Genomic DNA, 14,995 nt, shown 5'->3' with positions numbered 1-14,995 from the left:
TAATTTTTATGGATATAATCATGGATAAAGTCAAACAAAAAATAAGAATGTTAATAGCTGCAGCTTACATAATTTCTATTCTTCTCATCATTTTAGGCAATAACTTAGAAGGTTATTTGTCTCTAGCTGTATTTGTTTTTTCAGCTATACCAACTTTTGTCGCTATATTGTTAACCACCATTGGTTTGTTAGCGAAGTATCACCCCGTATTATTATCAAAAATGTTCAATAAATTTGTGCAGCGTGGTGAATTACCTGAAGTTAAACATCCAGAAAAACAATCAGACGACTGGAATAAATGGCTTTCTGAGCAATCAATTAATGGCTGGAAAGTCACGATTCCTGAGAATCATAAGACACCTTGGACAGACGAAGTCACGCCCGATAATGTGTTACCCGAATACCCTCGCCCACAGCTCGCTCGTGAGCGATGGATGAATCTAAATGGGTTATGGCAATTCAATGTTCTCCCGAAAGAAAAAAGCATCAATGATCTATTTCCAGGACAAATTCTTGTTCCATATCCTGTGGAATCATACCTTTCAGGTGTAGGACGCCCAATCTATGGTGGTGAGAGAATCTGGTACCGACGTACGTTTACCATACCTAAAGACTGGAACGGTGAGCGTATCATCCTTAATTTTGGTGCGGTCGACTGGCAAGCAAAAGTATTGGTCAATGGTCAATTCCAAGTAGAGCACACTGGTGGTTACACCCCATTCTCTGCTGATATTACTGATGCAATAAGTTACACCAGTGAAAATGAGATTGTGGTCATTGTCTACGACCCAACAGATTCAAATGAAAGAGAAGATGAAGCTCGTCAAAAAGGTAAACAAACTCTTTGTCCAAATGACATATCGTATACTGCAAGCTCTGGTATTTGGCAAACAGTGTGGCTAGAACCGGCCTCAGCTTGTCGAATAAATAGCGTCATTGCTAACGCTAATGTTGAAGGAGGCTATGCTGTCATTCAAGCAAAAACGAACGTTAAGTTACCTGGTATCAAAACGCGTATCACATCTATAAACGATGGTCGTATATTTACAGGTGACGTGAACACTCCGATAACAGTTACGGTAGAAAATAAACAACTTTGGACCCCAGAGAACCCTTTCTTATATTCGATTAAAGTAGAACTGCTCGAAGATGATAAAGTTATTGACAGCGTAAACAGCTATTTCGCTCTTCGTGAAGTTGGCAAACAGCGCATTAATGGTGATGTCGTACTGACTCTCAATGGCGAACCTGTTTTCCATCATGGTCCATTAGACCAAGGCTTCTGGCCTGATGGCTTATACACACACTCATCAGATAAAGCTCTATCCTTCGACATTGAGCAAATAAAATCTATGGGCTTTAATATTTCTCGTAAACACATAAAAGTTGAATGTGCACGATGGTACTACCATGCAGACCGTTTGGGGTTAATGGTTTGGCAAGACATGCCAAGTGCAGGTAGTTTTACATCTGGTTCATATTCAATGTGGTTAGATTACATTCAGCACCTAGCACCGTTTGGCGTTAAACACGTTGCAGTTCGTGACAACGACTACAAGGGCTGGAAGCGTACAGAGAACTCTAAAGCTCAATACTATAAAGAGCTTGAAGAAATGATGGATAATCTTTCAGCATTCCCATCTGTCGTCTGTTGGATTCCATTTAACGAAAATTGGGGGCAATTTGATGCTATCGCAGCTACCGATTTCGTAAAAAATAAAGATGCAACTCGCCTGATTAACAACGTTTCAGGTGAACAAGACCAAGGTGTAGGTGATATTTTCGATTGCCATATTTACATGCAAGATCTGTGGCTACCAAAAGATCCATCAAACTACCGCGCTAATGTTATTGGTGAATACGGCGGTAAAACGTGGAAAGTACAGGAAGAAGCCTGGATCGATGGGAAAATCTTCAGCTATGGAGAGACATCTTCAATTGAAGACTTCCGAGAACAATATAAAACCCTAATGATGAACGAGGTAAAGCCACTAATAAATAAAGGCTTAGCCGCAACGGTCTACACACAAATCACAGATGTTGAAAGTGAAATTAATGGCCTTATTACTTACAACCGTAAAGTTGTAAAAGTAATACCTCATGTAATGAAAGAAACACATGATGAACTAAATCGAGCCTTTGAGAAACGTTTAGGTCAATAAATAGCTCATATTAGTAGTTAACAATTGGCCTTATTCCATTAAGGCCATTTCTATATTAATAAAAACAAATTAAAATTTTCATTATTTATCATTCTGAGACCACTGGCAGTAAATATACGAATGATTTTTACGATATTTAACATGACATATCATTTATTTATCAAAGATGATTTATGTCTAGTTTTTCATCCTTAAAATGATTCATATTAGTAAGGCGAATTAATCATATAATATGGAACATAACGTGAATAAAAAATTTTTAGTAATAGCTGCAATGGCAGCAATGACATCTGGTTTAAGCAATGCACACATCCTTGAAGAAGGTCAAGCGCTACCTTCAGTAACCGTTGATTCCAGTGGTATTGCAACACTTATGAATGGTGCGGTTGAATACAAGGAATGGTCTACAGATGAGTTTAAAAACGGCGTTATTATCGCCCAAGCAGCCCGTCCTGTTGCAGCTGAAATGCTGCCAGAAGGCTTTGCAGACAAAGTAAAAGCTTCTGGAGAACAAGGCGTGGTTATTCTAAACTCTGATGACGCCCCATTTGGTGCAGGTATGTTCATCAGCAATGTTGTAGAAGAAGGTAAGATTGCCGCTCCTAAATCTCAAACAGTTGTTGATGAAGACGGCGTTGTAGCAGAAGAGTGGGAGCTTGAAGAAGCAAGTAGTATTGTTATTGCTATTCAAGATGGTAAAGTCGCTTTTATCAATGAGGGAGAGCTATCTCCAGAACAAGCGAGTAAAGCTCTCAGCTTCATCAAGTAATAAAATACACACAAAAACATACGGCTTACTCGCCTAAAATTATGAGTAAGCATATATTTCATACTAGAAATCCGAGTATATTTGATATGCTCGGATTTTTTATTGACAATACATAACTGCAACCCTCTCACTATAAATCCAAAGGTATAATGCCAATTTTCAGCCCGGCTATAGATTCAATAATTCAGCTGATGGATGGGTTTAATTCACCAAATTAGTCATTAGTGACATATTATGAATGTTTTTGTTAATCAACATGTCATAAATCCAAGAATTGAAATATAACCAATAACAATAAACAAGCCATTGGAAAATTATAGTTATCGATTTTTATAAATATATAATTATATTTTATCTACGTATTCATATTCAAAGAAAGCAAGGATGGATGGTTGATGGGGAGTAATGCAATAACTTATGACGACAGACGATGTCGCTGTGGTATTTTCTTTTCATTAAAAATAAAAAAACGGTCTTAATAACAAATTAAAACCGTTTCAAATAGTGACTAAATAAAAAACTCTAACATAAGTCATCTTAAGGAGTTGTTTCAACAGGGTTCCCCCCTTGATTTGAATATTGAGTTCCTAGTGCCTTACTCAAAGCCTCGCGCCCTATTTCTTGAGTATGTCGATCCATTCTTATTTCAATATACTCTGCTGCAATTTGAGCAGTTTGAGACAAGTCATCACTCATGACATAGCCACCAACTCCAGAACCAAACGCTGTAGCTGCGGCAAGTGTACCTGCGATAACTTTCCCTGCGATTATTGGCATGATAATTCCTCTTTAGTAGTGATAGGATCTATTAAGATAATATACCCGCTATTGTTAAATAAGTCTGAGCTGTAGATTCAAAATCATAAAAATTCATGATAAATAAATTCATTTAATGGGAAATAAAAATCATTTAAATATCAATAAATTAAATAAACCTATCATGTGTATATCTACATAACCTCTGATAAGACAAGTACATTATCAACCTTAAATGGCAGTATTTCATTTACGATATTTAACATTCACATACCACTATTTCTCAAAAGTGCTCGATGTCTGATTTTTGATGCCACTATGTCGAAGGTAGTGTAAAGAGTGTCTATGTGATCACATTATGAGTTATTAGTCCCTTTTGCTTCAACACTCATGGCGCCTAAATGCTTCTAGATCTGAGGCGGTAAAGAGCTTGATATGGAAAAATCAAGCGCTGCTGTAGCAGGTGTGAAAGGGGGCATCCCGCACTATCATGAATGTTTATAAGGCGCATATGAAGACGCTAAAAGCATGGAAGCGAACGCTTCAGCTAGCTAATTAATCCTCTAAATATATTGTCTCTTTAGCTCTGGTTAGATGCTCTTTTTTGTTAAAAGCTCTACAAACCTGGAGCTGCTCACAGTAACGATTTCATAGCCTTTACTTGATAAATATCGTAATTTAAATAGCATTTAAAATCGTTATTATAAGTATGCAAATCGAGTTTTAGATACTTGAAATTTTTGTCTGTCCTATTAACTTATAAATAGTATCAACCACTCTTCCTTTAGGGGGCAATGGTAACAGCTTTGTTTTTTTGAAGAGTGGGTCTTTTTCTTTCTCGTCACATTCTTAGATTAGTCTATTTTTATTGCCAAGATAGTTTATGAGCGCGCAGCCTGCTAAGCAGTAGACAACATCACGAACCCATAACATCTGCCTTCTATTATCGTTTCTTGCAGCAACAACGACACCCACCGTCTCGGCTAGCTTAAGTGCTTCTGCCTTTAACTCAGAAGTATGTTTGATTCGTGCTTTCTTAGTTATTATTGTTCACCTCGTTATTGATTGTACTCACTTGGCCCAGAACCCAAAATTACGGCACGGATCAATTTAAAATTAACAAATAACTCATACAAAAAAGCCAGTCAGCTTAGCTGACTGGCTTTTCCTCAATAGAGGGAAGATAAATTCAAACAGTTTCTACTATTTAAATTTGTAGAACATATTGTTGTGGCGAAGCTCATTCTTGAAAGCAGGTACGTTTGTATCGTTATCGATCTGAACGTATTCAACATCAACCATCTCAGCGAAATCGTAAAGCATCTCTTCTGTAACCGCTTGAGAGTAAACCGTATGATGAGCACCACCGGCATAAATCCAAGAAGCCGCGGCTACTTTTAAGTTTGGAAGAGGCTCCCAAAGCGTGCTTGCAACAGGCAAGTTCGGCATTTTATGCTCAGGCTGAACCGATTCAACAGAGTTAACTATCATGCGGAAACGTGGACCTAAATCAACAAGAGATAGGTTAAGTCCATGGCCTTCTTTACCCGTAAAGATCATACGAGGAACTAAAGCTGTGCAACCGATAGTATGAAGGTGAATCTCAATTTTCGGTTTATGCTGAGAAATTGAAGGACATACTTCTAGCATGTGAGCACCTAGAACTTGATCTACATTTTCTCCGAAGTTATACGTGTAATCTTCCATGAAAGACGTGCCGCCAGCTAAACCTTTAGACATCACTTTAAGTACGCGTGTCATTGCTGCCGTTTTCCAGTCACCTTCACCACCGTAACCGTAACCTTGTTCCATTAAGCGTTGGGTCGCTAGGCCTGGTAAGTTTGTCAAACCAGTTAAGTCTTCAAAACAGTTTGCAAACGCCATGCACTCTTTGCTTTCTAGGAATGTTTTCATTCCTAATTCTAGACGAGCTTCTGTACGTAATAGATTGTTTGTCTCTTCTTTATTCGCATTCTCTCCGTAAACTACATCGTAGTCTCGGTGATAAATTTCAACTAGTGCATCAACCGCTTCATCTGAAACACTATCAACCGTTGCCGCTAATTCACCCAAACCATAAGCATGGACTTCAAAACCGAACTTGATTTGTGCAGAAACTTTATTACCGTCAGTCACGGCAACATTACGCATGTTGTCGCCAAAACGTGCCACTTTCAAAGAGCGAGATTCCGCTAAACCTTGAGCCGCACGACACCAAGTATCCAGCTCTTGATGAACTTCAGCATCTTTCCAGTGGCCAACAATCACTTTGCGTTCAAGTTCCATTGCCGCACCGATGAAACCAAACTCACGACAACCATGAGCACTTTGGTTCGTGTTCATGAAGTTCATGTTAATTTCATCCCACGGAAGCCCAGCGTTAAACTGAGTATGTAGGTGAGCAAAAGGTTTATTTAATTGACTAAGGCCTGCAATCCACATTTTTGCAGGGCTAAATGTATGCATCCAAAGCACTAAACCTGCACATTCAGGATCGTTGTTTGCTGCTTGACATACCGCAAGTATTTCTTCTGCTGTCTTAGCTGTGCCTTTATTAATAAATTCTGTTGAGATAGATTCTATTGCGTTAAAACCGCTAACCATTAGCTCTGAATGTGTTGCAACTTCTTCAAGTACTTTAGGGCCGTAAAGATGCTGAGAACCGGTTACAAACCATACTTTTTTTTCAAAAATCTTCATGCTTATTCCTATTTGTTCTGGCCGTAATAGGCATCTTTGCCATGTTTACGTAGATAATGTTTGTCTAATAAATTTTGAGGGATTTGTTCAATTGAAGGGTTTAACATGGCAGTATCTAATGCCATTTTTGCCACTTCTTCCAAAACAACCGCATTATGGACTGCATTTTTAGGAGAAGTCCCCCAAGTGAAAGGCGCATGTTCACGAACGATAATGCCAGGGACTTCCATCGGATCATTTTTACCGATAGTCTCGATAATGACTTTGCCTGTATTCAGTTCGTAATCCTGTGCGATTTCGTCACGGTTTAAACCGCGTGTACACATGATGTCACCGTAAAAATAATCGGCGTGCGTTGTCCCCAAAGCTGGAATATTTCGCCCAGATTGAGCCCATGCCGTTGCTTTAGGTGAGTGCGTATGTACCACACCTGCAATCTCTTTGAATTCACGGTATAGAGCAATATGAGTCGCTGTATCGGAAGATGGGTTTAACCCACCTCCAATGACTTCGCCATCAAAATTAACGACAACCATATTTTCAGGGCTAAGCTCTTCATATGGAACGCCACTTGGCTTAATTACAACAAGCTCATTCTCTCTATCGACACCAGAGACATTGCCCCAAGTAAACGTGATTAAGTTATGCTCTTGAAGCATCATGTTCGCTTCATAAACTTCTTTTCGAAGTAAATCTAACGCAATACTCATTACTTAATGCCTTGCTCAGTCATTACGATAGTTTCAATGGCTTTACCAAGGTTTTGATAAGCTTCAAATCGCTTCTGATAGATAGCCGACTCTTTCTCTCGTGGGCTATAAACTTGACATACAGGGCTAGACATTACGGCTTGCGCTTCTTCCGCTGTTCTGAATTGACCAGCAGCAACTGCAGCTAAAATAGCAGCACCAATTGCACAAGATTGCTCAGATTCAACAACCGAGATTTTTAAGTTAAGCGCATCAGAACAGGTTTGCATAACAAGTGGTGATTTCTTAGAGATTCCACCAATCGCAATAACACGCTTAATATCGATACCTTGTGCAATGAAGCAGTCACAGATTGATTTAGCACCAAACGCGGTAGATTCAACTAATGCATGGAAGACTTCTGGAGCATCAGAACCAAGGTTTAAGTTAGCAATAGCACCGGTTAAACGCTGGTTAGCATTCGGAGTACGACGGCCGTTATGCCAATCAATGGCAATAGAACCTTTCTCGTTATCACGGTAACTTACTGCAGAAGAGAGCATTGGGAAGATATTTTCTTCAATATCACGAGTAATCTGTTTGTCTTCAGGATTTTGTTCTGCCCACTGCTGTAGAGGCCAAGAAAGCAGACGCTTATACCATGCGTAGATATCACCAAACGCAGACTGCCCCGCTTCTAACGCAACAAGACCAGGCATAGAACTGCCATTTACCTGACCACAAATACCATTAATCGTTTGGTTACCTAACTCTTCACCGTCAACCATCAAAATGTCACACGTTGAAGTACCGATAACTTTAACTAGATCATTTGCACCCGCTCCAGCCCCTACCGCTCCTGCATGGCAATCAAATTCACCAACAGCAACTGCGATATCTGGGTTCAGACCCAGTTTTTCAGCCCACTCTGTTGTTAAACCGCCAACACTTGTATCAGAGGCGTAAACTGTTTTTGAGTATTTCTCACGCATACCGTCGAGAGTAGGAGAAATAGCGCTTAAGAACTCTTGAGATGGTAAACCACCCCATGAATCATGCCACAATGCTTTATGGCCTGCGGCACAAATGCCACGTTTAAGGTCTGCTGGATTCGTCGTGTTAGTCAGCAAAGCTGGAATCCAATCACATAACTCGACCCATGAATGCACAGCTTCATTAACTGCCGCATCTTGCTCAGCGATGTAAGCCGCTTTTGACCAGTACCATTCAGAAGAGTAAATACCTCCGACATAGCGAGTATAATCTTCAAAGTCGTTAGAACGCGCGATCATATTGATGCGATCTGCCATCTCTACAGATGTGTGGTCTTTCCACAAGATGAACATCGCATTGGGGTTTTCCCAAAACTCTGGTTTTAAAGCAAGAATTTCACCATTTTTATCAACTGGCGCAGGAGTAGATCCCGTTGTATCTACACCAATGCCTATGATTTTACTTGCAATACCGTCTTCAGAATCAGCAATTGCACTTTTAACAGCATTTGTCATCGCATTGATGTAATCGGATGGATGCTGACGAAACATTGATTTCGAGGGATCAGAAAATGCGCCATCCATCCATTGCTTGTAATAAGCAACACCGCTGCCTTTTTCTTTACCATTCTGAGCACTTACGATCACCGCTCGTACTGAATCAGAGCCAAAATCTAACCCAATTAGGTATTTTTTTTCCGAAAGTTTCATCGACACTATCTCTATGTTTATTGACGTTGAGAGTAAGTTAACCCATCAAAGCCATATAAAATGAGACAGAAGGCGCACTAGATAAATAGGAGACAACCATTGTTAAATATCATAATGATTAAGTTCATTTCATCAAAAATAATCCAACTAAGCGGTATCAATTAACCAAAAATCATAATAGTAAAAACATAAATTTAGTTGATGTTGTTGGCTCTATAATCAACGACAGAGCTCTACATTTTAATGTATTAATATTTAATTTCTTACTTAGCTTTCACACCTAACAACTGGTATACCAATTAACAGTAAGTTTCTTTTAAATTACCCTTCGACAGCTTGAGTTTTGATTTTTTATACAAGTAAATACGGACCCTCGCTCCCAAACAGATCACATGATAAGTACCAACAACAATTCCGTGTCGATTGGCATGATCGTGGAACTAACAAGCAAAATGAGATTAGGCGCACAGAGAACAGCGGCGGAGTAAGTATTGTTAGGTACCATAATTAAATGGGATCGATATGCGGATGTAGTTGAACTAAAAATAAGGCAGTAATATGTTTATCGGAATTGACTTAGGGATTTCAGCAACCCACAGCAAGATTTCTGGATTGACTGAGTAAGTTAGGAAGTTTTTCTCGTTTTTGTTTTAAATGAAATCTCAGCTTGCTTGGTTCTGCGGCGGATACAGATGTAGTGCAGACAGTTCAATTGGATACTAACTAGTCTAAATATTGAATCGATAAACCCTTGCGCACGCTCAGTGGCATAGAGAAAATTCGTTTCAACATGACAACATCACTCATCGCTAATGATTAATATGTAAAGTAACTTACGAAATCACTCTCACTATCGCATGTAAAGGCATGCTCTGCATCACAATAACAATGTTATAGTACCATTTGGTAAAATATCATAATTTCACTTTCTATCTGGATAGATATCATATCTCTGCAAAAAGAAGCTCTTGGGAATGTAAACTAATCACCCCCAATTAATTAGTTTTAAATACTATTCATTCCAACCACTCTTCAAAACAGCTAATAAAGTAATCGCTTTATTTTTGGAGAGTGGTTACTTTAATCATCGACATGCTACTTGCTTGGGTAGTTAACAAGTGCATATCCTATTCCGTAATAGACAACCTCTCGAACATCCTCAGCGTCGCCTTCAATAATGTCAAGAAGGTCAGCGATAGCTTTACCACCTCCCAAAATACGATCAGATTTTGTTAACATCATTCTGTAATCAGGATCACTATCTAACACTTTGATCCATGATTCTAAAAATTGTTGAGGTGACGACACATCTAGGGGTTTCAAAATCATCTCTCTAATGATAGGTCGAAGCGAATCATAGATATGCTCTTTGCGCTTAAAGTGAGCATTTATTCCAGAACGACTCACTTTTGCTTTATTTGCGATGTTAGCAAAAGAAAGTTCACTTACACCTTCTTCAACCACAATCTTTAATGACGCTTTGATGATACGCTGTTTAGTACGCTTTGCTTCTGTCTGGCTTACTTTCGGCATTATTAACTCCTTATTTGAGATGATAATACAACATCATGTTCCTTATCTAAAATTAATTGATGCTTTCCTTTATTTTTATGATTGTCACATCTCAAAATTAAATCTCATATGACCAATTAGAAGCAAATATGAATGAGCTGAACATTTAAAGTAACCGCAACCTGAGTCTTTACAGCTATATAGCAGTATTACGAGAAACGCCTATTAGTTCTTCACAGAATTAAATGCGAGACAGCTCGAAACGAGACAACTAGCACATAAAACACCCAAACCAAATCTATTGTTAAATTTCATAATTGCTGATCTAACTCTATCGTTAGATACTAAACGAAAATGAGGTGGTGTAATGGTTATTGATTTACAATTTAAAAACTCTAGGGTAAGCGCCATAGTTAAAGATGGGGAACGGGTTTTATGTGGCAAAGAGTCCGTGATTTCACTCACCAACAAAAACAGTTTGAGTTGGTGGAATGCAGCTTTTAAAGCAATGGCCGATATGGGAGAAAACATCAACCTTAACAATGTAAAATTCATCAATTTAACTATAAATTCAGTAGATTATAGAAACGAGGATAAACACTCTTTAGAAATTCTAGATCAACATATCGCGAGATCACTTGATATGCCTTGTATTCCTATCATCTGTCATTCAATTTAAGTATAAAGCCTCTCCCAGCTAATCTCACCAACACACTGGCGCTATCTCTCTGCGTTATAGTACATTTTGCCTAAATAAACCCATTATTTACCAATCAAAAATTTCAACCTGAAATAAAAAACCAAGCTCTTACGCAACCAAACAATAACGGACGTCGCACTTAATAATTTATTGCGCAAAATAATAATTTCATCTACCTCGCGTCTTTATAGATCAATAAAAATAGAACCATAAGATATCTCAAACATGTTTCGTAACTAAATTCATGGCAAAATAAGTGATTTTGATCACAATAATATCTATCAATACCAAATAATCGACAACTACCTTTCATCTATTGAAAAACAACCATTTGGCTAAGAGCCGTAGGGTATCGATTCTTTTTTTATATTATTATCAAAACGAGATAATCAACACACTAAACAAATAACGGATATAAGATGTTAAATATCGTAATTTAATTAGTCACAGAAATGGAGCACGATTAACTCGACCAAAATAATCACTAAATGGATATAACGATGAAAAAATTATTACTTGCTGGCTTAATTGCTGGTTTATGCTCTGGTACTGTTAGTGCAGCTGATGAATCAGACGTTGCAGTACAAGAAGATAAGGGTGTTCGTTTTAACACAGCTATTGGCCCATTTTATGACCCAATCTTTGACCTTGCTGGCTCTGTTATTCCAACTCTAGCTTATGAAATCGGTGATGCAGAAAAGACATCTTTCACTAAGCTATACGGCATCTACGGTACTAACGGAAACTACGTTGTTCGCGCAGACACTAACAACTTCATGGGCTCTAACAGTGAGTGGTACCTTACTGGTACGTTCAACTACAGCTACGCTAAGCTAGATGTAATGGACTTCATGGGTATGGACCCTGGTCCAACTGTTGAAGTTGAAAATGTAGCTATCATCGCGGAAGGTTCAGCTCAATACCAAATCTTCGATAACGCATACTTCGGCCCAATGGTTTCGTATCGAACTACTGAATTCGAACGTGATAGCAGTGCTAACCCATTTGGTACAGTGAACATGATCACTGACAAATCTATTATGGAGTACGGCCTGGCATTTACGTTTGATAACCGTGACAACACTCAAACACCAACTAACGGTTGGTTTGTTGAAATGAACCTTAGCAACCAAGAAGTTGAGAACACAGAAGGCGCTACAATCCCTGACGCCGTACCAGGTTTAGGCGGATTTACTCTAAATGGCGACGAAGAATACTACACAGTAACCACAGATATTCGTACTTACCTTGAAATCAATGACGATACTATATTCGCAGTTCGTAACAAGGTTATCTGGAATGGTGATGAAGCTCAGGACACACTGACTGCACTAGATAAAGTGGCTTACGGCTTCACCATGGAAATAGCAGGGCGCTCTGCAATCGGTGCAGATTTCCAATTACGTCACTGGTTGACTGACACTTGGGGTGTTGTTGGTACAGTTGGTCTAGCTAAAGCTATCGATGCTAATGACGAAGACCTGCACTACGCAGTTGGTGGTGGTGTACGTTACATGCTGAACCCTGCTGATAAGCTATCTATGCGTCTTGACGTAACATACAGTGATCAAGAAGAAGATGAGATGCTTGTATTCTTCAACGTATCAGAAGCATTCTAATCGAATTACATATTTCAAAGGGACAGCATTGTCCCTTTATCTATTGAGAGATAATTGAAATGAAAGAACTTCTATTTTCAACAGAAATTAAACGCTTCGTTTGGCTTCAAGTAGCACTAAACATCGTTTTCAATAACATCGGTATCGTTGCTGGTGGTCCACTAATTCCACTATCTAAAGGCATTGCTGGCACTGTAATGCTCGATTTTATTTTAACTAACTGTTTCCTTATCTTTTTCCTATTCATTTGTGGCCGTATGGAATTACAAAAGTGGTTGGTTAAGCATGATTTTGAAGGCAAAAAATACAATGCCAAAGAACACGGGAAACTGCTTAAATTTATGACATGCCACCCTATGATGGCATTCGGTAAATTATGGTTAGGCTTATCTCTATGTGTATCGATCCCGTTATTCATCGCACTAACTGTTATCTACGGTGATGCAATTCCACAAGCACATATGCTCTTAGTGAAAACAACTTATGCTATATCTTTCGCGATGTTTGTATCTAGAATAGGTGCAACCGTTGGCTCAATTGACCCAACAACAGTTCCAGGCGGCTACATTCCAACGCCAAAATCTAAAAAACCTGCAAGAGCTTAATAGCGACTAATTATTTGCAGATAATATAAACGCCCTTACGGGCGTTTTTTATTTCGTATATATGGAAATAACATGAAATCACTACTAAAAAATATGTCTATCAAATGGCAAATAATTACCCCCGTATTATTTACTGCTTTTGTTCTTTTTTCATGCTTAATCTACTCCATTGTGGATTTATCAGGGGAGGTTTTAAAAGCCGAACATGCCAGTGAAGTAACCACCTCAAAAAATGTAGCACTTGGCAAAATAAATTTAGGCGTTTCTAAAATTCAAACCATTATGCAAAAGTACGTCGTTTCCACGGCAAAATCGAGCGAAATTGTTTCGAAAATAAAAACAGAAGCGTTATCTCTGACAGAACAACTCAACAATGTAAAAGATCCCGAAGAGATCAAGCTTAAAGATTCTGTATATTCCCTGCTTAATGTCATAAGCACGGAAACGATTGATACTATGAGAAAAGGAAAAAAAACAGCATTCACCCAATATTACGACTCATTAGAGGAGGTGAATCAGTCAATTATTTCATTATTTGATTTCTATCAAGACCAAATGCAGGCAGAGGCCAAGCAACGCAAAAATGAAAGAGAATCAGGTAAACTTTCTGGAGGCATTATCATGGCAACCTTGCTTGCTTTGAGTATTTCCTGTCCATATTTCATAGCCAGTTTCATTTCTAAACCTATCAACGAGCTAAAAGATATGGCTAAAAAAATTGCAGATGGGGACCTAAATGTCCGTGTCGATTTAGAGGGAAGCAATGAACTAACTGAACTTGCCAAGAACATGAATACATCGGCATCAACGCTAAAAATAACCGTAGATTCTCTGATCTCTGTTGGCGCTAACGTAGCTGCAGCCTCAACTGAATTATCTACAGTAATGCACCAGTCTGAAGTTAATGTATCCGATGAAAAAACTCAAATTGATTTAATTGCATCGTCCATAAATGAACTATCAAGCACCGCTGCAGATGTAGCAAGAAATGCAGTTGTTGCTGACGAAACAACAAAAAAGGCAATGGTCCTATCAAAAACCGGAATTGACGCTTTCAATAAAACTCATACTGCAAGTCAAGATATGAGCGAATCACTCTCCATCACCGCTAAAACAATTAACACTCTAGCAGAAGAGTCTGTCAAAATTGGTCAAGTAATTAAAGTCATAGAAGATATATCAAGCCAAACAAATTTACTGGCTCTAAATGCGGCAATTGAAGCCGCTCGAGCAGGTGAGCAAGGGCGTGGATTTGCTGTCGTTGCCGACGAAGTAAGGACATTAGCAGGTAGAACCCAGCGATCTACCGAAGAAATTCAAAAGATCATTGAATCAGTCCAAAGCAAAGCAAGTGTTGCCAATCGAGACATGGACGTGAGTTTAGAAAAGCTCTCAAGTAACCGAGACTTAATGACTCAAGCAAATAATGCGATGGATGGTATTACTCAATCTATCTCCGATATCAGTGATGTTAACACGCAAGTAGCAACAGCAGCAGAGCAACAAAGTTCAGTCACTGAACATGTAAACTCAAGTGTTATATCAGTATTAGATTTAGTCAACAAAAATGTAATTGGTATCAACCAAAGTGCATCGACTGCAAATGAACTATCTTCTCTAGCAGAACAGCAAAAAGAACGTCTCTCATTTTTCAAAAGATAACACTCCAATATTTAGCTAATGAATGAATCTAGTAAGAACTAACTTATTAGATTCATTCACAGCTCTGCGACTAATTATTAAGTCAACTTCAAAGCCATTTGTCTTCACACCTCCTTTC

At 38.6% G+C, this 14,995-nt stretch carries 11 protein-coding genes and 1 pseudogene; 6 read left to right on the top strand and 6 right to left on the bottom strand.

The genetic code is table 11. The features are described 5' to 3' along the window. The first annotated feature begins 20 nt into the window (after positions 1-20). Positions 21-2,162, top strand: a complete 2,142-nt coding sequence (locus OCV39_RS16340) for a glycoside hydrolase family 2 protein (RefSeq protein ID WP_261890018.1) — start codon at positions 21-23, stop codon at positions 2,160-2,162. Positions 2,163-2,406: 244 nt separating this feature from the next. Further along, the gene (locus OCV39_RS16335) at positions 2,407-2,931 is read left to right on the top strand and encodes a YtfJ family protein (protein WP_261890017.1); all 525 of its coding nucleotides are present in this window, start codon (positions 2,407-2,409) and stop codon (positions 2,929-2,931) included. Between the two features lie 537 nt (positions 2,932-3,468). Here the strand turns inward: OCV39_RS16335 and OCV39_RS16330 are convergent. The 6 genes and pseudogenes from OCV39_RS16330 to OCV39_RS16305 all read right to left on the bottom strand — a co-directional run bounded on the left by OCV39_RS16330 (position 3,469) and on the right by OCV39_RS16305 (position 10,312). Further along, complete coding sequence (locus OCV39_RS16330; RefSeq protein WP_261890016.1) at positions 3,469-3,708, bottom strand: hypothetical protein; 240 nt, start codon at positions 3,706-3,708, stop codon at positions 3,469-3,471. A gap of 1,182 nt (positions 3,709-4,890) precedes the next feature. Next, positions 4,891-6,387, bottom strand: a complete 1,497-nt coding sequence (gene araA / locus OCV39_RS16325; RefSeq protein WP_261890015.1) for an L-arabinose isomerase — start codon at positions 6,385-6,387, stop codon at positions 4,891-4,893. An 8-nt stretch (positions 6,388-6,395) separates the two neighbouring features. Beyond that, the gene (locus tag OCV39_RS16320) at positions 6,396-7,097 is read right to left on the bottom strand and encodes an L-ribulose-5-phosphate 4-epimerase (RefSeq protein ID WP_261890014.1); all 702 of its coding nucleotides are present in this window, start codon (positions 7,095-7,097) and stop codon (positions 6,396-6,398) included. Beyond that, positions 7,097-8,779 (bottom strand): ribulokinase, encoded by a 1,683-nt coding sequence (locus tag OCV39_RS16315; RefSeq protein ID WP_261890013.1) that lies wholly within the window; start codon positions 8,777-8,779, stop codon positions 7,097-7,099. Before OCV39_RS16315 ends, OCV39_RS16320 begins: the two co-directional genes overlap by 1 nt. A gap of 637 nt (positions 8,780-9,416) precedes the next feature. After that, positions 9,417-9,571, bottom strand: a pseudogene (locus tag OCV39_RS16310) (transposase); the annotation flags it as partial. A gap of 303 nt (positions 9,572-9,874) precedes the next feature. Then, a complete protein-coding gene (locus OCV39_RS16305) occupies positions 9,875-10,312 on the bottom strand; it encodes a TetR/AcrR family transcriptional regulator (protein ID WP_261890012.1) in 438 nt (145 codons plus the stop codon). A gap of 346 nt (positions 10,313-10,658) precedes the next feature. Here OCV39_RS16305 and OCV39_RS16300 point away from each other — a divergent pair, with 346 nt between their 5' ends. The 4 genes from OCV39_RS16300 (at position 10,659) to OCV39_RS16285 (ending at position 14,877) form a co-directional block, all read left to right on the top strand. Further along, positions 10,659-10,970, top strand: a complete 312-nt coding sequence (locus OCV39_RS16300) for a hypothetical protein (RefSeq protein ID WP_261890011.1) — start codon at positions 10,659-10,661, stop codon at positions 10,968-10,970. 521 nt (positions 10,971-11,491) lie between these two features. Further along, positions 11,492-12,610 carry an outer membrane protein assembly factor gene (locus tag OCV39_RS16295; protein WP_261890010.1) on the top strand — a complete coding sequence of 373 codons (1,119 nt, stop codon included), beginning with the start codon at positions 11,492-11,494 and terminating at the stop codon, positions 12,608-12,610. Positions 12,611-12,669: 59 nt separating this feature from the next. Further along, complete coding sequence (locus tag OCV39_RS16290) at positions 12,670-13,215, top strand: hypothetical protein (RefSeq protein WP_261890009.1); 546 nt, start codon at positions 12,670-12,672, stop codon at positions 13,213-13,215. Positions 13,216-13,287: 72 nt separating this feature from the next. Then, entirely contained in the window at positions 13,288-14,877 is a 1,590-nt protein-coding gene (locus tag OCV39_RS16285; RefSeq protein WP_261890008.1) for a methyl-accepting chemotaxis protein, read from the top strand. The last annotated feature ends 118 nt before the right edge of the window (positions 14,878-14,995 follow it).

Origin of the sequence: Vibrio cortegadensis (assembly GCF_024347395.1) — a bacterium.
Lineage (GTDB): Bacteria > Pseudomonadota > Gammaproteobacteria > Enterobacterales > Vibrionaceae > Vibrio > Vibrio cortegadensis.
The sequence above is the reverse complement of the archived record's forward strand: the minus strand, read 5'-3'. Positions and strand labels throughout refer to the sequence as shown.